The sequence below is a fragment of the Paenibacillus validus NBRC 15382 genome (genome assembly GCF_004000985.1).
Classification (GTDB): domain Bacteria; phylum Bacillota; class Bacilli; order Paenibacillales; family NBRC-103111; genus Paenibacillus_G; species Paenibacillus_G validus.
In genome coordinates this window covers 14,858-40,925 of the sequence record NZ_BIMH01000015.1, presented here as the reverse complement: position 1 = coordinate 40,925, position 26,068 = coordinate 14,858, and the positions used below count along the sequence as shown (strand labels likewise).

The following is a 26,068-nucleotide window of genomic DNA, read 5'->3' as shown; positions in this document are numbered from 1 at the left end:
CCCGCTGCTCTTTTTGATTGTTCAGTTTAAGCCCCAAAAAGATACCGGTGAACAAAGTCAATGAAATCATGGAGACAAAGGAAAGGAGTTATGAACGAAATGTTTCAGTTCAAACGTTGTTATGCCCTGGCGCTTTGCGCACTGCCTCTCATCACCGGATTCTCTGCGCCGCCTCTCGGTCTGGATGCCGTGATGACCCGAATTATCGAGGAAGCTCCGAAGAAGCGAATTCCTCCCGTTGACGCGAGGGTCGATCGCGTGTGGGGCGCCATACCGGGTTATAATGGCCTTGAGGTCGATACGGAACGAACCTACGAGCTCAATAAGAACAAGCCTGCCGGCAGCCCGATTCAATATGTATATAACGAAACCTCGCCGAGTGTGAATCTGGATAATTTGGGAGCGGAGCCGATCTATAGCGGCAACCCTCAAAAACCGATGGCCGCTTTTATGATCAATGTAGCCTGGGGCGAAGAATTCATTCCCAAAATTCTCGACACCTTGGACAAGCATAAAGTGAAAGCGACCTTTTTCTTTGACGGTTCCTGGTTGAAAAAAAATGTGGTCACCGCACAAAAGATAGGAAGCCGCGGCCATGAGCTGTCCAATCACGCGTATTCCCACAAAAATATGAGCCAATTAAGCAAAAGTCAGGCTCTCCTGGAAATTTCAAAAACCGAGCAGCTGCTTCAAACGCACTTGCAGGTTAAGAACCGCTGGTTCGCTCCCCCTTCCGGTGATTTCGATAAGCAAACCGTAGAAATCGCGTTAAGCTTGAAGCTGAACACCGTGTTATGGACTTTGGATACGGTGGACTGGCAAAATCCGAGTCCGCAATCCCTCATCCATAAGATTGGGACTAAAGCCGGGAACGGGTCATTGATTCTGATGCATCCCACCCGTTCATCCAGCCTGGCGCTTGACGGGATGATTCAGGCTTTGCAGCACAAAGGATTGCATATAGGGACCGTAAGCGACGTCCTGTCGCCAAAGCGAATTCCAGCTCGTGAACCCGGCTTGCTGACACCCTGATGGGTGAACGTCACATAAATTCCGCGTTTGAATAGTATGTATTGTCAAAAACCGTTACCCCCATATCTCCAAAATAAAGAGGTGAAATCATGGCGGTTGTTAAAGCCAGAGAACAGGATATTGCACTCTTGGCCAGATTGCTTCGGGCTGAAGCGGAAGGCGAAGGCGAACAGGGCATGCTGCTTGTCGGGAACGTCGGAATTAACCGGGTCCGGGCCAATTGCTCCGACTTTAAAGACATTCGTACGATTCCGCAAATGGTATTTCAGCCACACGCTTTCGAAGCGACATTGTATGGATATTTCTACCAAAAAGCACGTGATCGGGAAAAACGTCTGGCCAAAAGATCGGTCGATGGCGAGAGACATTGGCCGGCGAAATTCAGTTTGTGGTATTTCAGACCTCCCGGTGATTGTCCTCCGACTTGGTATAACCAGCCTTTGGTAGGACGGTATAAAAGACATTGCTTCTATGAACCCACCGCCGAAGAGTGCGAAAACATTTATAATACTTATTAAACAAGGACAAATAAAAGGAGCCGCGCCGGCTCCTTTTATTTGTTCCTTTTATATTTACCTTTTTAATTTAACGGGCCGTTGGAAAAAGACGCTGGATCATCGCACTGAATTCTTCAACAAAACCGGCTACCGGTCTTCCTTGCCCTATATCTTGAACGTACCGGTTAACCCGGTCTACAAATTCGGGATTCGTGGACACATAAACGTGCTGGATATTCGGATCGGTTGAACGAACCTCATTGGCGATTTGTTCTTCCAGCTGTTGCGGGATTTCCGTTTGAGGCGTGTCCACGACCGCCGCTACATAAGCATTGCGTCTGGTAACCAGCACATTGGCTTGCTTGACGCCATTCAATCGGACAATCTTGTCAGCCGCATTTTTAGCGATTTCGACACGGTTTTCAGCATTCGTTAACGGTGCGTTTTGAGCTGGCTGCGGAGCCGCCTGCTGCCTTACCTGATTCGTTGTTTTATTCGTGCAGCCAGCGGCGAACACGGACAATGAGAGGGCCAGCAGGGCTATACCTTTACCTGTTTGGATGAACATTCGAAACTCGCTCCTTTTTAATTGGGATGGAATTGCAATGGATTTTCTTGAATGCCTTGGCCTTCGATCAGCTTGGAAATACCTACGAATTCGATATCACGCGCTTGAGCCTGCACTTGTTTAATAACTTCGGCCGTCCCCTTTCCCCCTGCTCCAACATGTCCGATTGCGACACACTTTTCGTGTTCCGTTAAATGCTGCTGCAATAATCGGAGCTGCTTCATCACATGTTTTTTATTTTTTATATCATCTAAAAAAATGTGGTTTTCTATGCAAGGAACACCGATCTGTCGGGCCACTTTCGAGACAATACTCCGATAATTGGTATGACTGTCCAGAAAGAATAGTCCTCTTTCATGGCAAACCGTCAACACGATGTTCATCACACGCTCGTCAACGGTCGCTTTCGATCCCATATGATTATTGATTCCAATCGCGTGCGGAACATCGTCGATGGCCGCATTTACCCGTTTACGGATTTCCTCATCGCTTAAATCGCAAGTAATTGCGCCTGGGCCGAGCCAGCTCCGATTCCCTTTCAACGGCTCCATCGGCAAATGAACAATAACATCGTGTCCCTTACGATGAGCCGCTTCCGCATCACTCTTGGTTGACGGTAGAAACGGCATAATCGCAACCGTAATCGGATAAGGCAAATTGAGCATTTCTTCCGTCCCCGTCATGTTGTTCCCCAAATCATCGATCACAATGACCGCCTTTGGGAGCCCCCCTTGCTCCAGCAGCTGTTCAGCGAACAGAATTTGAGGCAGCCCAAATATGGCGCTGGCGCAAATCGTCAGGATGATAAGTTGTTTGTTCATTTGCTTCACTTGGCCCACTTCCCTATTAGTTTGTCAGCATTCATTTTCTACATAAATAAAGAAAACAATGACAGGATAATAATGTGAACATAGGATGCCAACAAGATGGTTATTATAGGGATGTTACATTGAAGGAGGAATAAGATGCGCATCATCTGCAGTTCACTGGTTGCAACTGCTTTACTCTCCGCCACATTGCTGAACCATGGTCAGGCCGCGCCGCAAAACAAAAATCGGGAATATTATGAAGCCCGGGGGGATATTGTGTGGGAAGTACCCAGCGACGAAAAAATAATAGCTCTAACCTTTGACGATGGTCCCGATCCTGCGGATACCCCGGCAATTTTAGACCTTCTGAAACAATATGAGGCGAAAGCAACCTTCTTTGTAGTCGGAAAGCGCGTTGAAATGTACCCCGAGCTGGCAAAGAGGGAAATCGTCGAAGGCCATGAAATTGCGAACCATACCTACAGTCACAGTTATTTCAGAAAAAGGATGGGCGGGGAAAAAATTCAAAATGAAATACTAAAGGCCGAACAAGCCATCTTCACGACAACGGGGGAGAAACCGCATCTGTTCCGACCTCCTGGAGGCTATTACAGCGAAAATGTAGTGGATGCTTCGAAAAAAAACGGTTATCTGGTCGTCATGTGGTCATGGCATCAGGACACCGAGGACTGGAACAAGCCGGGCGTAAATAAAATCGTCAACAAAGTTTTGAAAAACGCGCGTAACGGCGACATTGTTCTATTCCACGATTATGTCGAAGGAAAAAGCCAAACGCTGGAAGCCTTGAAGCAAGTGCTTCCCGAATTGAAGGAACGCGGCTACCGATTCGTTACGGTATCCGAGCTGCTAACCTTTCGAAAATCTACAACCGTAGAAAAATAGCCTGTCGCGGCGAACGGTTTAAGGCTGTTGACCATGCTCAACAGCCTTAAAGTGATGTATGCAAGTATCTTTTTATGCTTGTTGATCAGGCTCTTCTTGAATCGTCCCAGGCTCAAATACAGGGATAGGAACGTGCGTCTCCTGGAGGTCGCGAAGGATGCGACGACCCGTTGTTGCAAACGGCTGCGCCTCGATCCACTGTCGAATCAGCCTGTTAGTCGGGCCTGCCCATTTGGTTGGCAGCTGGTGTTTCGCTTTAGGGATGAAATGCAACGTGCTGTTCGGCAATTGCCGGTGGAGCATTTTCGCATATTTGTGAAAGCCGGAATCTTTCTTACCGTAGAGCAGCAGGGTCGGCAGGGGAATCTCCTTCAGCCGCTGCGTGCAGCTATAAGTCAATCCGCTTTTGTAATATTGCTTGTGATTGCGGATGTCTCCTCTTAGGGCAGCACTATAGAGCTTCTTAAAGTTTTCCGGTGAGCTCGCATTGCCCCAGGTGATGGCTGCGGTCAGAACTCGTTTGGCATGAAGGCCCGATGTATAAATCGCAGCCCAGAACCTGCTTCTCAGCATAAGATCGCTGACCTCCGACATAGCGCTTATAAGGATTCCCCCGTGGAACAGGTCCGGATAAGCGAGCATGGCCGCAAGCGCCACCGAGCCGCCGGTCGAATAGCCGCAAATGCAAGCCTTCTTCACCTCGAGCGCGTCCATTAACCCGCGAATATCGCCGGCTATCAACGGAATGGTCAGCGGCTGCTTGGAATAGGGGCTCCTGCCATGACCACGAACATCGACGGTTATAATTTGATAAGTGTCGGACAGCTGTTCCAACTGATCGTCGAAGTTGTTGCCCTCCAGCAAGGGAGGATGAACGAAAATGATCGGCAACCCCGATCCCTTAACACGGTAATACAACGTAGTTCCGTTGACTTCTGCATATGGCATGGGTCTCTTTTCGCCTTTCTTCTGCTAGCACTTAATAGGAATCAACCGTATTTTCCCCAATCCGTTTATTGGCTATGCGCGCAGCCTGCGATCCCCCTTCGTTATTTGGAGTAACCGTCCTGCGAATATTTCCTTCGGTACACATCGAGTAACGCCGCGATAAGAATAACTAAGCCTTTCACCACTTGATCCCATGCCGGCGGTACATTCAACAAATTCACCGCGTTGGAAACAAGGGAAATCAGGAGAACGCCCAGCAGGGTGCCCACTATATGGCCTTGTCCGCCAAATAAACTGGTGCCGCCAATGACGACAGCCGCAATGACGGTCTGTTCCATGCCCAATCCGGCGTTCGGACCCGCCGATTCCAGCCGGGCTGCAAGCAGAAGGCCTGCGATGGACGCCGTCGCTCCCGACAGCACATAGGCGCCCGTGATGACGCCCTTGGTCCGGACTCCTGCCAGTCTCGCTGCTAATTCATTCCCGCCGCTGGCACGGAGGGATCGTCCGTATATCGTGTGTGAAAGAAGGATATGGGCGATCATCGCCAACAACCCGACGATGAGAAGCAGTACGGGAATCCCCTCTATTTCCCCATTGGCCCAATAAATAATGCTGTCCGGAATTTTCGTTACTTTAGCTCCATCCGAATAAATAAGGACGATCCCGCGCGCAACTCCCATTGTGGCCAAAGTCACGATAAGCGGAGGGATTCCCACTCGGGTGACCATAATCCCGTTAACCAAGCCGAAAAGGATGCCGATCAGCAATGAAGCTGCAACTCCCACGAGGACAGGAGCTTGATGGTCGACAATCAGGTCAAGACCGATCATAGACGAAACCGCCAATACCGCTCCAACCGAAAGGTCGATTCCTCCCGTCATCATAACAAAGGTTAATCCCATAGCAAGCACAGCAAGAATCGTCGATTGAAGAAGCAGGTTGACCCAATTCGTCGCCGTAAAAAAGACGGGCGAAAGCATGGTGAGAACTGCACAAAAAATGAGGATCACGGCAAGCAGTCCCAGACTTCCCAAGTAACGAAAAAGGCTTCGTTTCGATACACGCATGTTGGCAAACGGAGAAATGATTTCTGGCATAGATCCTTGTTTCTGTCCCTGTTGCAAATCGTAACACCTCTTCACGCTATTATTGATGAAACTATTGCATCAGATTTAAAATCTTTTCTTCCGTCGCTTCATGACGAGGCAGCTCGCCCGCTACTTTTCCATGATGCATGACCAAGATGCGCGTACATAGACCCAGGAGCTCCTGCAGATCCGAAGAAATTAAGACAACCCCCTTGCCTTTCTTGACCAGTTCATGAATCAGTACATACAACTCGGCCTTCGAGCCCATATCCATACCGCGTGTCGGTTCATCCAACAGGTAGATCTCGCTGTCGGCTGCAAGCCATCTGCCCAACATGACCTTCTGCTGATTCCCGCCGCTTAAATACTTTACTTCCTGGTCAACATGATGAATTTTGATGTCCAGCTCCATCACTTTATCGATCGCCAGGTCCCGCTCATCGTCCTTGTACATAAAGTGACGGCGGGAAAGCCTGTTCCAGCTCGAAATGGATAAATTACTGGATACGCTCATGTCCATCAGCAGTCCTGACTCGATCCGGTTTTCGTGCACATAGCCAAAATGCTTCTTCACCGCTTGGTGAGGATTAGCTGCATCGAACTCTATATTTTTACAGTAAATTACGCCGAAATCTTTCTTGGTTTCTCCGAAGATGGTACTGGCCAATTCCGTTTGTCCGGATCCTACCAGACCGGTCAAGCCTAATATTTCACCTTCGTGCAGCTTGAAACTTACATGATGGAACCAGGGTTCCTTCGATAAACGCTCAATCCGCAGCAATTCTTTACCCAATACTTCGTTAACGGGCGGAAATAAAGTGTGAAGCTCGCGTCCCAGCATGAGCCGGACCATATCCCGCTCCGATAGTCCGTTCACCTTACATGTAATCACATGCCGGCCGTCGCGCAACACGGTGATCCGGTCGCACAGATCAGCAATTTCCTTGAGCCGGTGGGTGATATATAGGATCGCAATCCCTTGTTCCTTTAAGCTCTTGATCAGCCGGAACAGATGCGAGCGTTCATGATCGTTCAAATAATCGCCGGGTTCATCCATAATCAATATTTTCGGTTTATGCGCGACTGCCTGGGCGATCGCTACAAGATACCGGTCTGCCGGGGAAAGATACCGGACAAGCGCAGCCGGATGAAGATGGCTCCCGAGCGATTTCAACAGCTCCCTGGATTTCTTTTTCATGTTCATGTAATTGGAGAAAATACCTAAGAAAGAAGGCTGCGCCCCGATAAATATGTTCTCGGCGATCGTCATATCCGGAATCAGACAAGGTTCCTGATACACAATAGAAATTCCCAGCTTCTTGGCGTGATAAGGCGACTTTATGTGCACCTTCCGATTGTCCACATAGATTTCGCCAGAGGTTAGTTCATGTACGCCTGCGACTATGTTGACGAGCGTTGATTTACCGGCCCCATTCTCTCCGACAAGCGCATGGACTTCTCCGGCTCTCAATTCCAAATTGATCTCATGGAGCACCTGAACGCCATAGAACATTTTGCTAATATTTCTCAGTTTAAGAAGCGACATCGTCCACCTCGATTGTTCCACCGAAACTTTAGTCTAAGTGTAAACGAGGCATACCGAAAAATAATACAACCGATCTTGCTGAATCATTATAGTTTATTGCTGACATGTTGATTGGAAGGCGGGTTCTCCGAATGGCGGCTGCTTCGTGTGAACGAATAAAAGGCCACCCTCTAAACGAAGATGACCTGATCAAATATCGCTGGTTTACAGAACGGATTCCGCTAAAATTTCAGCGATATCCTTCGTCTTGACTTGTTCGTCCACATTCTTCAGTTTAGCCCCATCGCTCATCATGGTAAGGCAGTAGGGACATGCGCTGCTGATCAGGGTAGGATGGACGGCGATGGCCTGTTCGACACGGGCGACGTTCACACGTTTGCCCGCCGTCTCCTCCATCCACATCATCCCTCCCCCGGCGCCGCAGCACATCCCGTTCTCCTTCGCCCGCTCCATCTCCACCAGCTCGACGCCGGGTATCGAGCGCAGAATGTTCCGCGGCTGGTCGTAAACGTCGTTGTAGCGCCCCAAATAACAAGAATCATGGTACGTAATCCGCTCTTTGATTTCGCGTTTAGGAATTAACTTCTTCTCTGTGACCAACTGATCGAGCAATTCCGTATGATGATACACTTCCGCCTCCAGGCCGAATTCCGGGTATTCGTTTTTCAACGTGTTGAAGGTGTGCGGGCAGGCGGTCACGATTTGTTGGACCTTGTACTTTTTAAACAGCTCGATGTTCTCTCTGCACAGCTCCTGGAACAAAAATTCATTGCCCAGTCTTCGCGCCGTATCCCCTGAATTTTTCTCCTCTTCTCCGAGCACGGCAAAATTGACGCCCGCTTCGTTCAACAGCTTCACAAGAGAACGCGTCACCTTGTTGTTTCTCGCATCATAGGAACCCATCGAGCCAATAAACAATAAATACTCAAACCCGGGGTTCTCTTTCACCGTCGGCACGTGCAGGTCCCCCGCTTCTTCTTTCCACTGAAAACGGTCCTTCTTGCTGAATCCCCATGGATTGCCTTGTCTCTCAATGTTTTGAAGCGCACGCTGTCCGCCCGCAGGAATGCTGCCCTGCATAAGAACAAGCTGCCGGCGCAAATCAATAATTTTATCGACATGCTCGTTGCCGACGGGACATTGGTCTTCGCAATTTCGGCAAGTGGTGCACTCCCAGATTTCTTCTTCGCTCATGACATCGCCGATTAACTGGACGTCTTCAATGTTCTTACCGGTTACGGCCCAGCCCGTTTTTTGCAGCTGCATGGTGGGTCCGATATTGGTTACGTCCTGCTCCGGGAATGTGCCGGGCCGATTCGCATGATCGAAAGCATGCGCTCCCTCATAGCCGAACACAAAGCCGGGCACCCACGGCGATTTGGACGTCAAGCTGTGGCCCTTCTCCATTAAATGATCCCGCATCTTGACGATCATATGCATGGGGGACAGCGACTTTCCGGTATTGGAAGCCGGACAAACGTTGGTGCATCTCCCGCATTCCACGCAGGCGTAAAAATCCAGCATTTGCGTTTGCGTGAAATCTTCTATTTTCGCAACGCCGAACGATTCGGCATTCTCATCTTCCAAATCAACCGTTTTCAATTTTCCGGGCGGCTCGCTTCGCTTCAGCCATAAATTGACCGGCGCCGCTATAATATGAAAATGCTTCGACTGCGGGACATAAACCGCAAATGCCAACAGGATCAATAGATGAATCCACCAACACGTAAAAAACAAGTTGACGGACGACTGCAAGGATAAGCCTCCGAACAGGAGGGCAATAGCGGATGAGACGGGCGCATGCCATGCGAAATCATGCTGCAGCATGACACGTTCAAAGGAAAGCGTAAACAAAACGGAGAGCATCAGAAAGAAGATGAAAAACAAAACAATACCAGGCTTCCACCCTTGTTTAAGACGTTTAACCTTCTCGATATACCTTCGGTATCCTGCGTAGCCGGCCGCCCCCAGGATGAGGAGAACGGTAATTTCCTGTACCAACGAGAACGCGGAATATCCCGGGATCGGCAGCGGCTTGCCCGCTAGTCCTTTATAAATCAAATCGATGGCGCCTGCCTGCAAAATGATGAACCCATAAAAAATAACGATATGCATCCATCCGCTTTTCCGATCCTTCAACAGCTTCTTCTGGCCGAAAACTTCGCCCAGAAAATTTATCAGGCGTTCTTTGGAATATAACGGAGCGGATGCAGGCTTACCCAAACGAATATAGAGGTAACGTGTGTAAAGAACCTTCATCAATAAATAAAGCGCGAGCCCCGTTACCCCTAAAAACACCAAAAACGGAATGGCAGCCCCCATAATAACCTCTCCTATTTATTGAGCATCATCTTCATGTTTGGCCGGACCCAGGAATTGATGTCTCACATAATTCAAATGGGTAATGAATGTAGCGCACGCTTCTTCTTTGTTTTTGTTCTTAAAGGCATCGAGGATCGGTTTATGCATGTAGGCAAGCTCCAGCAAATCGCTGAAATAAAACTGGTTGGTGAAATACCAGACGCGATTCATCTTATTGGTCACATCCTGCCAAACCTGATAGACGAAGGAATGATCGGCGATTTTATAAATAACGCTGTGAAAAGCAACATCGCTGATTCTCATTTTTTCAATATCGTCGGTTTGGCCGGCGGTCACCATCTCGTTATAGATGGCCTCCAATTCAGCGATATCCGCGTCCGTAATACGTTCGATAGCCCTGCTGATGGCAAACGTTTCGAGCACTTCGCGGAAGCTGTACATTTCCTCCACGTCTTTCTTCGAGAAGTTCGAAACATACGTTCCTTTGTTGCCGTGCGTTACGACTAACTCATCCTTGCGCAGCAGCGCTAAAGCTTCACGCACCGTGCTTTGACTGACGCCGTACGTTCTTGCGAGCTCCAGCTCGACGATGCGGTCCCCGGACTTCAGCTCCGCCCTGATAATCGAGTCTTTAATCGCCTCGTAGACCTGCTCGGAAAGCGATTTGTATACAACGGTTTTTTTCATAGTGGTCACTTCCTTATATAAACCTTTTGTCCTCTAGCTGAATACGGATTCATAATAACAACAATATCCGGTTCCTTCAATAGGATACACACCGCCCGGGTTTCATTTCCGTGCTCCCGGTTCCTAAATGGCCAGTTTTTTTCTGAATTCCTCCGTTAGCAAAGGCACGATCTCGAACAAGTCGCCTACAACGCCGTAGTCCGCGATTTGGAAGATCGGAGCTTCCGGGTCCTTATTAATCGCAATAATCGTTTTGGCGTTCGATATGCCGGCAACGTGCTGGATCGCTCCGGAAATCCCGCATGCGATATACAGATCGGGAGTCACGACCTTGCCCGTCTGACCGATTTGCAGGCCGTAATCGCAATACCCTTCGTCGCAAGCGCCTCTGGAAGCCCCTACCGCTCCGCCGATCACGGCGGCCAGTTCCTGCAAAGGCTGAAATCCGTCCTTGCTCTTGATCCCCCGTCCCCCGGAAACGACGATTTTGGCTTCCGCCAAATCGATCGCGCCCGTCGATTTAAGCACAATGTCGCGGATCACGGTTCTCAGGTCTACGCTGCCCGCCTCGCACGGAATCACTTCCGGTGTCGCCCGCTCCCGTAATGGTTCGGCCTTGAAGTTGTTCGGCCGGATGGTCACAAACATCGTGTCCGAGGTGAACCGTTTCTTCTCGAAAGCTTTACCCGCATATATCGGCCGTACATAAACCGGCTCGTCGCCTTCGAACTCCACATGCGTGCAGTCCGTGACCAAGCCATAGCCGAAACGGGAAGCAATCCTCGGCGCGACATCCTTCATATTCGCCGTATGTCCCGCGATAATAACATCCGGATTCGTTTCTTGAATCGCTTGGACGAAGGCCTGATAGTAGATGTCCGAATGATACGCATCGAACAGGGCGTCCGGGAACAGCAGGACTTGATCGGCGCCATGCTCGCCCAAGGCTTCTACATGCGGGGACGCCTGGCTTCCGAACACCGCCGCGATCAAGGTGCCGCTGCCGGCCATTTTTTTGCCGATGGACACCCCCTCCAAAGATACTTGACGAAGTGCGGCGCCTTTCATTTCTGTAATAACGAGAACTTTTCGATTCATCGTACGTCCTCCCCCCTAAAAAATCGATGTTTTCTCAAACAGAATGTCGACAAGCTCACCTGCCGCATGCGGCAAATCGTTATTGTCGATAAACCGGCATGCCTGCCTTTTCGGAGGCAAGTACCGGTCCACCGTTACGGTCTTGGCCGTTCTGTCCAGTCCCGGCAATTGATCGGCCTGGATCGTCGTAATCGGTTTCTTCTTCGCCTTCATGATGTTAGGCAGAGAAGGATACCTCGGCTCGTTAAGCCCCTGCTGGCAGGTGACGAGCAGCGGCAGCTTTCCTTCGATTTTATATATATCGCCCTCCACATCCCGCTCCAATTCGGCCCGGCCCTGCTCGATGTTGAATTGAATAACCGAGGTGACGTGAGGGAGCCTCAGCTCCTCGGCCAGGCGAACGCCTACTTGTCCCGCTCCGTTATCGATCGATTGATTGCCCGTAAGAAGAAGATCGATGTCCTTATCCCGGAAATAGCAGGCAAGCGTTCGGGAGATGACATGCTCATCGCCCTCCACTCCGCTGATGATCACCCCTTGATCCGCGCCCATCGCCAACGCATGGCGCAGCGAAGACTCTGCCCGCTCGGGACCGATCGTCACAACGGCCACCTCTCCGCCGAACCGTTCGCGCAGCCTCACCGCTTCTTCCACCGCATATTCATCATAAGGATTCATAATCCAATTCGCCTGGTCTTCCACGACGTTCCCGTGATCCAGTTTTATTTTGTCTTCCGTATCAAACGTTTGCTTCAAGCAGACCCAGATTTTCAAGTCGATCCCCTCCCCGATTTGATGTGGTATTTACGCGATTAACGGTGCTTATACACCGGCTTTCGCTTATCCATAAAGGCTTGCACGCCTTCTCTAACGTCCTCGGTTTCATGAACCTGATAGAAAAGCTCGCGTCCGATCCGATTGAAATCGTGCTTGGAGAGACCGTACTGAATCACAGCTTGTTTCACCGCTTGTACGGCTGCCGCCGGCAGGGAGGTGAGCTCTGCCGCCAGCTCATGAGCAGTTGAATATAACCGGGCCGGCGGCACGACTTCGGAAGCCATGCCTATGCGCTTCGCTTCCGCCGCGGAGATGACGCTGCCCGTCATCATCAGCTGCATCGCCTTGCCGGCGCCCGCGATGTCGATCGTTCGTTCCAATCCGCCATTTCCCGGAAACACGCCCCGAAACACTTCAGGAAAACCGATCTGGACGTTATCGGCAAAAATCCGAAAATCGAAAGCCGCCGCCAGCTCGGCGCCACCGCCGAGCGTCTTTCCCTGGATGCAGGCGATGGTCGGCTGCGGCGTATGCAGGATCGACTGCAGCATGGCATGACCTTCATCCCATACGATCCGGGCCGCTTTCGTCTCGATGCGCGCGGGAAACTCTTTCAAATCGGCGCCGCAGCAAAAATGCGGACCCTCCGTTTCAAACACAACAACACGGACACTCGAATCTTGGGCGATCAGGGAAAACGTATCTTTGAGTTCTTTTTTCACCTGATTGGATAACAGGTTCAGTTGCGGATTGGCCAGCGTAACCTTCGTAATGCCGTCAGCGACCGTTTCGGTTTTAACGAACATAGGATCATCACCCTTGCCTGCTGGCCCGGGTAGGCCAGACATAAAATTCCGTCGTCATTTGACCGTCCTTCTGCTGGACCCGGATGCTTTTGGTCCAGTCCTTGTCGTTCTTCTCGGGGAAGTCCTCCCTGTAATGACAGCTTCGGCTTTCCTTTCTTTCAAGCGCGGAAAGGACGATCAGCTTGGCGGAAACAAGCATATGATGGAGTTCTACGGCTTGAACGAAGCGGCTGTCATCGATCTCAAATTCGCCGTTGAACAGCTTCGTCTCCAGGCTGCACAGCACGTCCCAGGCTTCCGACAGCCGCTTCTCACTTCGGATGACCAGGCAATTTCTGTGCATGAGCGCCCTAACCGAATCAGCGGCCTCCTGGATACTCCTTGTTCCATCGGCGCTCTTTCGCAGCCAGTCCTGATAGCCGTCCAGCTTGGCGGCGGCTTGAGGGTACGGGTTCGGCTTCTCTGCCTGCCGCAGGGCATACTGCGCGGAAGCCGCGCCCGCCCTGTGTCCGAACACTTGGCCTTCCGCAAGCGAGTTGCCGCCCGGCCGGTCCGGTCCGCGCAGGCCGCCCGCCGTTTCTCCGGCGACATACAGTCCCGCGACCTCCGTCTCGCCATTCATGTTACGAATTTGCACGCCGCCGTTATTGCACTGGGAAATGAGTCCGATCTCGAATCGATCCCGGTCCAGCTCGATGCCTTTGCTTTTCAGCACGCGCTTCGTTTTCGGCATTTTTGCTTCAATCAATTCGTCGGTGCCCGGCCCTTTACGATACCAGACGGCGCCTCTTGGCGTCGGATTGTTCTCCGATTCCCGTTGAATGGAGGTATCCAGATAGAAGGAAACGTTAGACACGGAGAACGGGAACACCTTTTCCTTGTAGACCTCTTCAACGGTTACTCCCTCCGGAAGAATGCCGTCAAACACAGGTTCCCCCTTGCCGTTCGTCAGCACCGGATTCGTTTTCCAGACCGGTCCGGACAGCAGTGTAATCGACGGGAATAAGGCAGCCGGCCCGATCTGCACAAACTCCATATTGATCAGCGGCAAACCGAGTTTATAAGCCATCGCGTAACCGTCGCCGGTCATGTCGGGCGTGCCTACCCCATATTTATAAATGCCGTGGGAACCGCCGCAGGCGAAAATGACAGCCGGTGTCCGGTACAGCACCATTTCATTCGTCTCCCGGTGCCACCCCAGAGCGCCGGTCACTTGGTTGTTCCCGTCTGTCAACACTTCGAAAATCATCATATCCTCATCCACAGGCAGCTCCAATTCTTGGATTCTTTTCGCCAAAATGTTAAGGATATGCCTTGCGGTGACGCCATTGACCCGGCACGTTCTGGGGTACGTGGCGAAATCGCTCATGCCTTGAACCAATTTGCCGTTGGGCTGTTTATCGAACTCCAGGCCTAAAGCGATTAAGTCATAGATCCGTTCCGGGGCTTCATGAGCCAATCCCCACACGAGGTCGGGATCGATAAACCCGACGCCCGATTCCATCGTATCGGCATAATGGATTTCCGGATGGTCCCGCTCATCCCCGTGGCCGATAGCCGCGGCAATCGAAAGCAATTCGGAGAAAGCCGTGGCCGTAGAACCGCTTTTTAACCACTTGGATTTGACCGCCATCCGCACATCGGCCCCTGCTTCTTTCGCGGAAAGCGCCGCGCGCGATGCCGCCCCGCCCCCTCCGACAACGAGTACATCCGTGTATATTTCTCTAGCGATCTTGCGTTTGGACATGGTATGGTCTCCTTTGTCAAGTTGCTTGCGAGCCTTCAGCGTCTAAACAAAAAGATGGGGGGACATAGGCTTGACGTCCGGATCAATGTCGACTTTGAAATCGATGTAAGGCAAAATCTCCTTCTCCACATCGATGCCCGGCGCGTATTCGGTCAGCACTAAACCGTTGTCCCCTAACCGGAATACGGCTCGTTCCGTAATATAGACAGGCTCCTGTCCCTTTTCTCTCGCGGCCTCCGCATTAAACGTCAAATGCTCGACCTGCCGGATCAGCTTCTTATGCCTGCCTTCCTTCACAATGGTCATCTTGCCGTCCTGAATGCCGATGTCCAGGCCTCCGCTGGTCAACGTCCCGCAAAACATGATTTTCTTCGTACGGTGCGTGATATCGATAAATCCGCCGGACCCGCGAAAAATCCCGTTAAACTTGCTCACGTTCACATTGCCTGAACCATCGATCTGGGCAAAACCCAGCAGCGTCGCCGACAAGCCTCCGTTATGGTAATAATCAAACACTTGGGGAGACGTGAAGAACGCCGTCGGATTCCGGTGCGCGCCGAACACTTCTTCGCCCATAGGGATCCCCCCTACCGCTCCGTGCTCCAAAGAAAACGTCACTTGATCGAGCCTGTGTTGTTCCAATAATAACTGCGGCAGCGCAACCGGTATGCCCACGCCCAGATTGATCACCGAGCCCGGAAGCAGCTCCTCCGCAGCTCGGCGCAAAATGATCTTCTTCATGTCAAGCGCCATGGGCTGCACCATGTCATCGGTCGGAGCCTTGACTTCTCCCGTCCAGCTCGGATTGTACGGCAGCAGACTCTGCTGTTGCTCCGGGTCGATCACGACGGCATCCACCAATATCCCCGGAATGGCTACGGAACGGGGAGAAATCGATCCTTTCGCGGTAAGCCGCTCGGCCTGCACGATCACATAGCCGCCGCTTGCCTTCGCCGCCATGGCCATTTCGAGTCCCGCCAACGTTACCGGCTCGCGCTCCAGAGAGACATTGCCATCTTCATCCGCAGTCGTGCCGCGGATAATCGCGACATCGATAGGCAGCGGACGGTAATACAGGTATTCCTCTGCACCCACCTGGATGACTTCATTGATATTGTCCGTCGTCGCTTCGTTCAGCTTGCCGCCCTCCATACGGGGATCGACATACGTCCGCAAGCCGACCTTGGTGAACATGCCGTCGTTGCCGCCGGCCATGCTCCGTATGAGCTGGAATAACGTTCCCATCGAGAAGCTGTACGCTTCAATTTGATTATTCCGGATCATATCCGTAATTCTCGGGCTTTCCTTGACATTGAAGCTTCCGCTAATCAAGCGCTTTAACATCCCGGGCCTGGCAAAATGATCGAGTCCCGTCATGTTGTCTTTGTCCCAACCGACGCGAACGGGGGTGACAACTGATACATGCGCAGGACTCCCGCTCGTCTCGAACCGATTTCCCAAGGCAGCAATGACCGTCTCCGGACACAGAATCGAAATGAGGCCCCCGATCGCAATCGTCGAGCCGCTTGGAATTTTCGCCACGGCCTCTTCGGCCGTCATGACTTTGGAGCGGGCCGCTGTCCCCCTACTTGGTGCCGGCATGCGTTTTCCTCCTTCCCGTCGTTCTAATAGTCATATTTGCGGAGATCGAACAAATCAACGGTTAATTGCCCCTGCTCCAACTTCCCGATCACCATTTTTTCAAAATCCACCTTCTCCTGAGCCGCTTGCACGATCTCCTCCAGCCGGTGCGAAGGAACAACGGCCACACCGCTGGCATCGGCCAGGATGATGTCCCCCGGATTCACCGTGATGCCTCCGGCAACGATGGGGACGTTTAGTTTACCCGCATTTTTCTTTTCCGCTTTCTTGATGGAGACCGAGTGGGTGAAGACCGGAAAACCCAGATCTATAATCGGCCCGATATCCCGGACGCTGCCGTCGATGACCAGCCCCTGGATACCGCGTTTCATCGCGGCGATCGTTAGAATTTCGCCCCAGTAACCGGCTTCGTAATGCTGGTTCGTCACAGCGACCAGAACGTCTCCCGGTTTCGCCTGAGCTACCGCCAGATGCAGCATCAAGTTATCCTGCGGCTGACATTTGACCGTCAGCGCCGGCCCGCATATTTGGGTGCTGCGGTCAAGCGGTTTAATCGATGCGGACATCGCATGTTCGTTCCCGGCCAGGCAATCCGATACAATGGCCGCATCAAACCGGGCCAATTGCTCTACTAATGTTGCCGTAGTGTGTTCCGGCATGTCTTTCTCCTCCCTCGCGGACAGACTGGAACTTACTTTCGTTGATCAAATTTTTTTCCAAGTACCGATGAAGCAAGCATGGTCTTATGAACCTGTATCGTTCCTCCGGCGATCGAGGCCGCACGCACGCAGCGGTAATACCATTCCAGCGGATATTCCTTGGAGAAACCGTACCCGCCATGAAGCTGGAGACAATCATCCGTAATCTTTTTCGCAGCTTCCGCGACGTAGACCTTGGCAATGCTTACCGACGTTTTATCGGCTTTACTGTCGAGGGCGTCAGCCGCTGCCTTGTAGAGCAGCGTCCTGGCCGCTTCCAGCTGCAAATACATATCGGCGATCATCCACTGCACGCCCTGGAAATCGCAAATCTCTTTGCCGAATTGCTTGCGTTCCTTCACATATTGGCAGGTGCGGTCGAAAGCGGCCTGCGTAATCCCGAGCGTTTGCGCGGCATAGCCTAAACGAACCCCGTTATAAACGCCCATCAGCGCCTTAAACGCATGCTCTTTCACCAATACATTCGCTTTAGGAACGATCGCGTCGTCAAAATAGAGCGCCGTCTGGAATTCACCGCTCATATTTTCTTCGGCTACGCCTACGGAAAAGCCCGGCATTCCCCGTTCCACAAGAATCGCGCCGATATCCGACGGCTTGCCGGTATGGCCGAATCTGGCGTACACGACAAAGGCATCGGCAATATGCCCTTCGCTGACAAAGATCTTCGAGCCGTTCAACCTGTAGTTATCGCCGTCTTCCACGGCCGTTGTTTGGATATCGGTTGCCGCGCTCCCCGCATCCGGCTCGCTCATCCCCAGAGCGACATAGTATTGACCTGCGACGATTTTCGGCAAATATTGGCGTTTCTGCTCCGGCGTCCCCAAGTGATTGATGAAGTTGGCGATCCCCGGACCTGTGTGATACACCATGCGGCCGCTCGTCGGACACACTCTGCACAGCTCCTCGATCATAAGGATGGCGCTGAACAGATCCAGATTCATGCCGCCGTATTCTTCAGGCAGCGTAACGCCGAGAAAGCCTTGCTCCGAGAGCATCTTAGCGTTATTCCAAAACTCCTCGCCCTCCAGCCAATGCTTGGCCGGCGTCAGCTTCCGCCCGGCAAAATCCCGCGCGACCGACTGCCACTCCAGCTGCTGTGCCGTTAATTCATAGCTCATAGGTCAACTCTCCCAACCCGTTGTAATAACCAATCGTTTCGTGAACGCCCGCCCTTATTTCGGGCTGGAATAAATGACTTTAAGTGCGGTAAAAAAATCTTTGCCCGTCGAGCCGATCGAGTACGACCCTACGGCTGAATCCTTCACTCCGCCGAATGGAACGTGCGACTCGCTGATCGTCCCGTTGTTGATATGAACCATGCCTACTTCAATTTCCACGGCCGCTTTCTCCGCGTACTGCATGTTGTGCGTAAAGCAGGATACGGCCAATCCGTATTCGCTGTTGTTTGCAACCTGAACGGCTTCTTCAAAGCTGTCTACCGCGATGACGACGAGGACAGGGCCAAAAATTTCTTCCTTGGCGATTCTCATCTCCGGCGTTACTTGGGTGAATACCGTAGGCTCGAAATAATAACCGCCTTCGACTCCGGTCGGCTTCTTGCCGCCAACCGCCAGCGTAGCGCCTTCCTCCAGTCCGATGCGGACATAGTGCTCGACGGTTTCCAGTTGGTCTTGACTGACCAGCGGGCCCATATTGACGTTTCCGGACATTCCGTCGCCAATGACATAGGAGCCCAGCTTTTCCTTCAAGTAGCTTGTGACCTCGTTTTCTATCGATCTTTGGACGACCACGCGGCTGATCGATGTGCACCGCTGCCCGCTTGCGGCGAATGCGGCGGACAAAATCTGGTCAAGCGCACCTTTCACATCCGGGTACTCATAAATAATACCGGCGTTCTTGCCGCCCATCTCCAGCTGCACCTCAATGAGGCGCTCCGCAGCCAGTTTATAGATGCCGGAGCCGACCGCCGTAGATCCGGTGAAGGTCACCCCTTTGACGAGCGGATGCGAGACAAGCGTATGGCCTACGCTTCGGCCCGCACCGACAACCAGATTCAGCACACCCGCAGGAAGGCCCGCTTCTTCGAACAATTCCACAATTTTCGCCCCCATCGCTGCCGTCACCGTTGCCGGTTTAAAGACAACCGTATTTCCGGCGGCTAGTGCAGGAGCGATTTTACGCATCGGCGTGACAAGCGGGAAATTCCACGGAGAGATGGCGGCGATGACCCCCTTCGGCACGCGCACCGTTCTCACCTGAATGCCGGGGCGCTCGCTCGGAAGCGTTTCTCCGGTCAATCGAAGAGCTTCGCCGGCAGAGAACCGCACCTCGTTGATCGCTTTCGTGATTTCACCGTTCGCTTCGTGGATCGGCTTGCCCATCTCCCTGGTGAGCAGCTCGGCGATTTCCTGTCTTCTTCTCTCCAGCAGTTCGAGGAATTTATAAATCGTTTCGATTCGTTTCACTGCCGGAACTTTGGACCACGTTTGAAACGCTTCATGAGCCGATTCGATCGCTTGAATCGCGTCTTCCTGCGTAGCGCTGCTGACAACAGCGACAATTTCATTCGTATTGGCCGGATTTTCCCTCTGGACCGGCTCTCCCTTGGACGCCGCCCACCGGCCTCCGATATAGCTTTTCACTTGAATCGCGGTTTGCTGTGCATTTCCCATCTCTCCATGCCCCCTATCGAATTTCTTCGAGCATTTTGCGTAAATCCTTCACCGTACATTCCTTCGGATTCGCAGCCGTCATCCCGGAATCCATCGCTTCCTTCGCGATGATATCCAGCTCCTCATCGGTCGGATGCAGTTGAAGAGCAGCCAGTGTGGTCGGAATTTCCAGGTCGTGAATCAACTGCTCCACCGCGTGAATCGAGCGCTCTGCAGCCTCGCGCAAGCTTAATCCTTCCACCGGTTCGCCGAGCGCGATCGCGATATCGCGGAATTTTTCGTAGTTCGTACTGACGTTGTAGCGCATCACGGCAGGCAGCAGCAGCGAGTTTGCCATGCCGTGCGCGACCCCGAGCCGACCGCCGAGCGGATGGGAGATGGCATGGACGGCGGCGATTCTTCCCCAGATGAAGGCCGCTCCGGCGATGGTGGAAGCCAGCATCATCTGGGAGGCGGCTTGAAGATCGGCTCTGCGTGCGACGAAGGGGCGCAAATTTTGGCCGATTAATCGAATGGCGTGCAGGCCGAGCGCTTCCGTAATCGGCTGCGCCTGATTGGATGTGTACGATTCGATGGCATGGCTTAAGGCATCCATCCCCGTTACCGCCGCAACGCCTCTTGGAACCGTCGTCAGCAATTGGGGATCCAGGATAGCCGCCTTGGCATGCAAGGTATGGCTTAAAATGCCCATTTTATATTGACGCTTCTTATCCTTTAATACGGTAGCATGGGTGACCTCGGAGCCGGTCCCCGCCGTCGTTGGAATCGCAATCAGGTCGGGTCCCTTGTGTGGAATCTTATCCTTCCCCTCGTATTGGCTAAGGTCGCCGGGATTCGCTACGGCAACGGAAACGCCCTTGGCCGTATCGATCGAGCTGCCTCCGCCCAGGCCGATAAGCGCGTCGCATCCGTTTTCGATAAACAAGCTTTTCACATGCTGGACGATCTCGATGGTCGGGTCCGGCTCCACATCGGTGAAGGTGAAGAAATCAATCCCGGCTTCTTTCAGCATATTTTCCAGTCGAATCAAATTGCCGGACTGCACAATCCCTTTATCCGTGCATATCAAAACCTTGCTGTAGTTGTACCTGCGGATCAGATGAGGGAGGTCATTTAATTTATTAACGCCGTAGTAAATTTGAGTGTGTAAACCAAATTCAAAGGAGTCCAGAACAAGATTCATGACGTCACGCCCTTATCGTGTTTTTATCAATTATCGATTATCGATAATATAATAATTTGATGTTACCAAAATTACCCACAATCTGTAAAGATAATTTTTGAAAGGTAAGCTCTCTTATTTGGCTGCGCCCAAATAGGCGTGATGGATCCCGTTAAGCAGATTCGACGCTTCGTCGCTTGCGACGATTTTACCGGCTTCCGCTACATACCCGCGATGGGCAATGGCCAGGCTTTGTCTTGCGTTTTGTTCGACCAACAGCACCGTTGTCCCGTTCCGGTTAATTTTCTGAATCGTATGAAACATGTTCTGAACGATTAACGGAGCCAGCCCAAGCGAAGGCTCGTCAAGCATGAGCAGCTTCGGTTTGGCCATCAGACCTCTTCCGATTGCGCACATTTGCTGCTGCCCTCCGGATAGAGACCAGCCAAGCTGATCCAGCAACGGAATCAGTTCGGGGAATATGTCCAAAATCTCCTGGAGTTCCTGTTTCACCTGAGTCATGGAAATTTTTCTGCTGGTTGCCCCCAGAATCAAGTTTTCCTTCACGGTCAGTCCGGGAAAAATCTTCCTGCCTTCCGGTACGTGAATAATGCCGCGCCGGACAATTTCTTCCGGGGAAAGCTGGTCAACCGGCTGGCCCATGAATTCAATCGTTCCCGCTTTCGGACGGAGCAGCCCGGAGATGGTTTTCAAGGTTGTCGATTTGCCTGCTCCGTTCATACCGAGCAGAGCCACGATTTCTCCCTCTCTAACCTCCAGAGACATGTTTCTCAAAGCGACAATTTTACCGTATCTGGTTTCGATTCCGTTAAGCCTCAGCACGAACAAATTCCTCCCCGAGATAGGCTTTAATGACTTCCGCATCATCCAATACTTGCTCGAGTGAGCCTTCGCTAATTTTTTTGCCGAAATTCAGTACGGTAATCGAATCGGCAACCTGCGTCACCAAATTCATGTCATGCTCGATCAGCAGCATCGTAATGCCCAGCTCATTCATTCGTTTCAGCAGCTTGACAAGCTCCTGCGTCTCTTCCGGATTCATACCTGCGGCCGGCTCATCCAACAATAGCAATTCCGGTTCGGTTGCCAGCGCTCTGGCGATTTCCACCAATCTCTGCTGACCGTATGCCAAATTTTTTACCTTTTCCGCGTAATTCTCAAACCCTACAAACGCGAGCGCTTCTTCCGCCCGTTCTCTAATTTTTTTCTCTTCATCCCGGAAAGACCTGATATTGAAAAATATGCTCCCCAAATTCGATTTCGTCCGGATATGCTGGCCGATCATCACGTTCTCGATCACGGTGAGCTCGGGAAATAACCGGATGTTCTGGAACGTCCTCGCGATGCCTTGCTTGACAATCAGGTGCGGCCGCAAATTGGCGATCGGATTGCCGCGGTAGCTGACCGTTCCCTCTGTTGCCGTGTATAGTCCGCTCAGAACGTTAATAACAGTCGTTTTGCCCGATCCGTTCGGTCCGATGAGCACGTGGATGTCACCTTTCCGGATGTGAAAATCGACGCCGTCAACCGCTTTAACTCCGCCAAAATGCTTCTTTAATCCGTTCACCTCGAAAATAACAGGCTGCCGGGACTTTATCGCTGGAGCGTCCTGCCGTTCCAGATACGACAGTCTTTTTCCTTCTACAAATTTTATCGTTCCCGAAGCCGCATTGCCGCTGCCCTTCTTCTTCATGACCATCAGATACAGACTGCTGACGATGCCCCAAATCCCGTTGGGCACGAAGATCAGCACCGCAATAATCAAGCCGCCGTAAATCGCCAGGTAATAATCTTTAAAGGATCGAAGCCATTCCGGCAGCCAGGTCAATAAGACGGTGCCTACCAGGGTGCCGATGATGGAATCCGCTCCTCCGGTAATCAGCATCGCGAAGAAGGTAACCGACTGCTCAAAGCTGAATACATCCGGGCTGATGTACTGATAAGCGGAGGCATACAGGAGACCGCCTACGCCGCCTAAGGCCGAACATACGGAGAACGCCATCATTTTCGTCCGATACAAGTCAATGCCGATGGCCGAGGCCGCCAGTTCGTCTTCCCGCAAGGCGAACAAAGCCCGTCCGAGTCTTGATCTTCTCATCCGGTACACGAACAACATGCAGACGAGTAAAACCGTCAGACAGACCCAATAATAAGCCTTCAGATCGTCAATGCCGAAGGGACGAGGGATGCCGCCCACGCCGTCGGCGCCGCCAAAAACAATTTTCCAGTTATGCATGACCAGCTGGACGATAATTTGAAAGCCGATGGTCACCAGCGCCAAATAGTGAGTGACGACACGCAGAGAGATGGCACCGAGGAGCAGCCCGGAGACAACGGGTACGAGAAGGGCCAACAGCACTCCCACCCAATAAGGCAATCCGAACAGCACGGTGGCCGACGCAAGCGAATAGGCGCCGAGGCCGAAAAACGCGGCTTGGGCAAGCGAGATTTGCCCCCCGTAGCCCATACCTACCGTGAGGCCGAGGGTAGCCAAACAAAATACGGTCGTTTTAATAACCTCGGTCATATAGTAGTTGCCGAGCCGCCCGCCCGGCAGCAGATACGGAAGACAAAACGCAATAACGATCAGCAGAAGACCGGCGGCGATAAGCAGGGAATTATTCGTTTTGCCGCTTCTTACATTCGCTTCACTAAGCTTTATGGTTTGCATTTCAACACTCCCCAGAAATTTGGATTCGTCAGGGCATCAGGCTTTCGTTCCGACTTTTTCTCCAAAAATCCCATACGGTCTAAAGATCAGGAAAATAATTAAAAATAAAAACGCAAAGCCGTCTTTATAAGGTCCTGAAATATAAGCAGCCGCAAAGGTTTCGATAACCCCGATCATCAAGCCTCCGAAGATGGCTCCCTTCACATCGCCCAAACCGCCTACGATCGAAGCCGCAAACGCTTTAAGCCCGATAATCGCTCCCATCGTATGGTTAATCATAAAAACCGGCGCAACCAAAATACCGGCCGTTCCGCCTAATGCCGCGCTATAAATAAAGGTCAGCGCTTGCATCGAGGTGACTTTGATTCCCATCAATTTGGCAGTGGTCGGGTCCTGGGCAGTCGCCTGCATCATTTTGCCGAGGCGCGTCTTCTCAAATAACAAGTACTGCAGCACGAGGAGGAGGACGGCGCAGCAAAGAATCGCTAAGTACTGCACCGAAATGACGATTTCCCCGACTTTAATCGTTTCCTTGCTAAAAAGCGGAGACAGCTTCTGCGGGTAGGGGCCGTAAATGATTAAGAAAATATTTTGAATAATCATCGACGCCCCAAGCGTACTGATCATCACCGGCAAAAAAGCTTTGTTCCGTTTCACAAAAGGCCGGTACACGCTGAGCTGAAACAAATATCCGATTCCCCCGATGATGACAATCCCGATCAAAAGCCCGGCCCACACCGGGAGGCCGCCGCCAACCACAAGCGTAAATGCTACGAAAGCCCCCATCATCGTAAAGTCGCCTTGTGCAAAATTAACCACATTCACCGATACGTAAGTCAACACAAATCCCAGTGCTACCAGCGCGTATATGCTGCCGATCGCCAGTCCGCTGACCAGGAGCTGCAGGGGCATATTGAACTGTTCCATATTGTTCCCCTTCCTCTTCTATGGGTCGAATCCGGCCAAGCCTGCGCCGCCGAATTCAACCCATGGCCCTTGTGTTATTTTTGTGTTACAAAATTGCCGTTTTCGACCTTCACGATGGAGTATTGATGCAAGCCGTCGCCATTTTCGTCAAAGTTATATTCGCCTTCCACCCCTTTGAAGCCCTTGAGAGCCAATATCCCTTGCCGCATTTGCTCCGGATCCGTTCCTTTATCTTTGATGATCTTGGCTAAAATATGTAGGGAATCATACACCCATCCCGTATACAGATCCGGAAGCTCATTATATTTCTTCTGGAATTTATCAACGAATTGCTTGGCTTCCTCGCTCTGATCCAGAGCAAAGTCGTTAGCCCCGTAAATTCCGTTCAATTTATCCCCGGCCAATTTCACGGTTGTCGTTTGGGCTGCCGATGATGAGCCTACCAAATCGGTATTGATCCCAAGCTGCCTCATTTGGATGACCAGCTGTGCGACGTCCGCGGATGCCGTCATCATCGTATTGATCGCTTCAGCGCCGGATTTGCGGATGCTTTCAAGGGTCGGCGTGAAGTCTTTGGTACCTGCCGTAATCCCCTCAACCGTTGTAGGCGTAATTCCCTTTTTCTTATATTCGCTGATCAGCATGTCTTTGCCGGCTGTGCCGAATGCATCCGTATCGTAGATGATCGCGATTTTTTGATGACCTTTTTTATCTGCGGTGAAGTCTGCGATCGTTTGGGCCGAATATCCGTCATGCGGTCGGATCCGGAAAAACCATGGATTTTTCAACTCTGTGGTCAACCCGACATTGGTTCCGCCGATCAAGACCGGAATGCCGGTTTTCTTGGCGATATCGCTGATCGACTTCGCATTCGTGCTCGTAATCGGACCGAGTACGGCTATGACGTCCGGATTCGATACAATTTTCTGAAAGGACGATACCGTCCCGTCGTTCGTACCGCGATCATCCTCAATGACCAGTTCAATCGTCTTGCCGTTAATTCCGACGTTTGCGTTAATTTCGTCCAAGGCAATTTGCGCCCCTCTTTTCTTAAACTCGCCGGTAAGCGCGGACTTCCCCGTCAGGTCGGCTACCATCCCGATTTTAATAACGCCCCCCGTACCGCCTGAGCCGCTGCCTCCGGAGCCTTTGCTGCCTTGACCGTCACCGCTGTTCGTTCCACAAGCTGACAATACGATCATCATGGAGGCTATACATAGAAGCAGTGTTGTCCGAATCGACTTTTTCAATGTGTGCACCCCTTCATCAATCAACTTTTTTGGATGACCCGGTTCCGACATCTGGATCTTTATCGTTCACTTCATAACCGCCACCTCCTCCCAAAATTAAGCGCTTTCAAATAACTAATATAGATTATCGATTAACGATAATATAAATATAGTGCGACCTCCTATTAATTGTCAATTGATTTTTTATGACTCGTCTAATGGTCCATATCATGGTATAATTAGAATTATTTTCAAATGAGTTCGAAGTCATAC

General features: G+C 51.7%; 23 protein-coding genes. 3 read left to right on the top strand and 20 right to left on the bottom strand.

Annotation, left to right across the window (positions count from 1 at the left end):
* Positions 1 to 99: 99 nt before the first annotated feature.
* Positions 100 to 1,032 (top strand): polysaccharide deacetylase family protein, encoded by a 933-nt coding sequence (locus PVA01S_RS12330; RefSeq protein ID WP_244932944.1) that lies wholly within the window; start codon positions 100 to 102, stop codon positions 1,030 to 1,032.
* Positions 1,033 to 1,121: 89 nt separating this feature from the next.
* Positions 1,122 to 1,550 (top strand): cell wall hydrolase, encoded by a 429-nt coding sequence (locus PVA01S_RS12325; protein WP_127607878.1) that lies wholly within the window; start codon positions 1,122 to 1,124, stop codon positions 1,548 to 1,550.
* Positions 1,551 to 1,617: 67 nt separating this feature from the next.
* Here the strand turns inward: PVA01S_RS12325 and PVA01S_RS12320 are convergent, their stop codons facing one another.
* Together PVA01S_RS12320 and PVA01S_RS12315 are read right to left on the bottom strand one after the other, a co-directional pair.
* Entirely contained in the window at positions 1,618 to 2,097 is a 480-nt protein-coding gene (locus tag PVA01S_RS12320; protein WP_164751813.1) for a YhcN/YlaJ family sporulation lipoprotein, read from the bottom strand.
* A gap of 17 nt (positions 2,098 to 2,114) precedes the next feature.
* Entirely contained in the window at positions 2,115 to 2,918 is an 804-nt protein-coding gene (locus tag PVA01S_RS12315) for a divergent polysaccharide deacetylase family protein (RefSeq protein ID WP_127607923.1), read from the bottom strand.
* Positions 2,919 to 3,062: 144 nt separating this feature from the next.
* On the opposite strand from PVA01S_RS12315, the gene PVA01S_RS12310 reads away from it, so the two are divergent.
* On the top strand, positions 3,063 to 3,809 hold the full coding sequence (locus PVA01S_RS12310; RefSeq protein ID WP_127607876.1) for a polysaccharide deacetylase family protein: 747 nt from the start codon (positions 3,063 to 3,065) through the stop codon (positions 3,807 to 3,809).
* Between the two features lie 72 nt (positions 3,810 to 3,881).
* Here the strand turns inward: PVA01S_RS12310 and PVA01S_RS12305 are convergent, their stop codons facing one another.
* The 18 genes from PVA01S_RS12305 to PVA01S_RS12220 all read right to left on the bottom strand — a co-directional run bounded on the left by PVA01S_RS12305 (position 3,882) and on the right by PVA01S_RS12220 (position 25,816).
* Positions 3,882 to 4,757 carry an alpha/beta fold hydrolase gene (locus tag PVA01S_RS12305; protein WP_127607875.1) on the bottom strand — a complete coding sequence of 292 codons (876 nt, stop codon included), beginning with the start codon at positions 4,755 to 4,757 and terminating at the stop codon, positions 3,882 to 3,884.
* A 101-nt stretch (positions 4,758 to 4,858) separates the two neighbouring features.
* Positions 4,859 to 5,884, bottom strand: coding sequence for an ABC transporter permease (locus tag PVA01S_RS12300; RefSeq protein ID WP_127607874.1), 1,026 nt, complete (start codon positions 5,882 to 5,884; stop codon positions 4,859 to 4,861).
* A gap of 34 nt (positions 5,885 to 5,918) precedes the next feature.
* Positions 5,919 to 7,394: a sugar ABC transporter ATP-binding protein gene (locus PVA01S_RS12295; protein ID WP_127607873.1), complete on the bottom strand. Its 1,476-nt coding sequence runs from the start codon at positions 7,392 to 7,394 to the stop codon at positions 5,919 to 5,921.
* Between the two features lie 204 nt (positions 7,395 to 7,598).
* The gene (locus tag PVA01S_RS12290; protein WP_127607872.1) at positions 7,599 to 9,716 is read right to left on the bottom strand and encodes a (Fe-S)-binding protein; all 2,118 of its coding nucleotides are present in this window, start codon (positions 9,714 to 9,716) and stop codon (positions 7,599 to 7,601) included.
* A gap of 15 nt (positions 9,717 to 9,731) precedes the next feature.
* Positions 9,732 to 10,403: a GntR family transcriptional regulator gene (locus PVA01S_RS12285; protein ID WP_127607871.1), complete on the bottom strand. Its 672-nt coding sequence runs from the start codon at positions 10,401 to 10,403 to the stop codon at positions 9,732 to 9,734.
* Between the two features lie 123 nt (positions 10,404 to 10,526).
* A complete protein-coding gene (locus tag PVA01S_RS12280; protein WP_127607870.1) occupies positions 10,527 to 11,501 on the bottom strand; it encodes an electron transfer flavoprotein subunit alpha/FixB family protein in 975 nt (324 codons plus the stop codon).
* A gap of 15 nt (positions 11,502 to 11,516) precedes the next feature.
* Positions 11,517 to 12,275: an electron transfer flavoprotein subunit beta/FixA family protein gene (locus tag PVA01S_RS12275; RefSeq protein WP_127607869.1), complete on the bottom strand. Its 759-nt coding sequence runs from the start codon at positions 12,273 to 12,275 to the stop codon at positions 11,517 to 11,519.
* Between the two features lie 38 nt (positions 12,276 to 12,313).
* On the bottom strand, positions 12,314 to 13,084 hold the full coding sequence (locus PVA01S_RS12270) for an enoyl-CoA hydratase/isomerase family protein (RefSeq protein WP_164751812.1): 771 nt from the start codon (positions 13,082 to 13,084) through the stop codon (positions 12,314 to 12,316).
* Positions 13,085 to 13,091: 7 nt separating this feature from the next.
* Positions 13,092 to 14,831 (bottom strand): FAD-binding protein, encoded by a 1,740-nt coding sequence (locus tag PVA01S_RS12265; RefSeq protein WP_127607867.1) that lies wholly within the window; start codon positions 14,829 to 14,831, stop codon positions 13,092 to 13,094.
* 42 nt (positions 14,832 to 14,873) lie between these two features.
* Entirely contained in the window at positions 14,874 to 16,433 is a 1,560-nt protein-coding gene (locus tag PVA01S_RS12260) for an acyl CoA:acetate/3-ketoacid CoA transferase (RefSeq protein WP_127607866.1), read from the bottom strand.
* A gap of 23 nt (positions 16,434 to 16,456) precedes the next feature.
* Complete coding sequence (locus PVA01S_RS12255; protein WP_127607865.1) at positions 16,457 to 17,092, bottom strand: 4-carboxy-4-hydroxy-2-oxoadipate aldolase/oxaloacetate decarboxylase; 636 nt, start codon at positions 17,090 to 17,092, stop codon at positions 16,457 to 16,459.
* Positions 17,093 to 17,124: 32 nt separating this feature from the next.
* A complete protein-coding gene (locus PVA01S_RS12250; RefSeq protein ID WP_127607864.1) occupies positions 17,125 to 18,270 on the bottom strand; it encodes an acyl-CoA dehydrogenase family protein in 1,146 nt (381 codons plus the stop codon).
* A gap of 54 nt (positions 18,271 to 18,324) precedes the next feature.
* The gene (locus PVA01S_RS12245; RefSeq protein ID WP_127607863.1) at positions 18,325 to 19,785 is read right to left on the bottom strand and encodes an aldehyde dehydrogenase family protein; all 1,461 of its coding nucleotides are present in this window, start codon (positions 19,783 to 19,785) and stop codon (positions 18,325 to 18,327) included.
* 13 nt (positions 19,786 to 19,798) lie between these two features.
* A complete protein-coding gene (locus tag PVA01S_RS12240) occupies positions 19,799 to 20,968 on the bottom strand; it encodes an iron-containing alcohol dehydrogenase (protein ID WP_127607862.1) in 1,170 nt (389 codons plus the stop codon).
* 114 nt (positions 20,969 to 21,082) lie between these two features.
* Entirely contained in the window at positions 21,083 to 21,790 is a 708-nt protein-coding gene (locus PVA01S_RS12235) for an ABC transporter ATP-binding protein (protein ID WP_127607861.1), read from the bottom strand.
* Complete coding sequence (locus tag PVA01S_RS12230; RefSeq protein ID WP_127607860.1) at positions 21,777 to 23,639, bottom strand: branched-chain amino acid ABC transporter ATP-binding protein/permease; 1,863 nt, start codon at positions 23,637 to 23,639, stop codon at positions 21,777 to 21,779. Before PVA01S_RS12230 ends, PVA01S_RS12235 begins: the two co-directional genes overlap by 14 nt.
* Before the next feature lie 36 nt (positions 23,640 to 23,675).
* Positions 23,676 to 24,566, bottom strand: a complete 891-nt coding sequence (locus tag PVA01S_RS12225) for a branched-chain amino acid ABC transporter permease (RefSeq protein WP_127607859.1) — start codon at positions 24,564 to 24,566, stop codon at positions 23,676 to 23,678.
* 74 nt (positions 24,567 to 24,640) lie between these two features.
* Positions 24,641 to 25,816 carry an ABC transporter substrate-binding protein gene (locus PVA01S_RS12220; RefSeq protein WP_164751811.1) on the bottom strand — a complete coding sequence of 392 codons (1,176 nt, stop codon included), beginning with the start codon at positions 25,814 to 25,816 and terminating at the stop codon, positions 24,641 to 24,643.
* Positions 25,817 to 26,068: the final 252 nt, after the last annotated feature.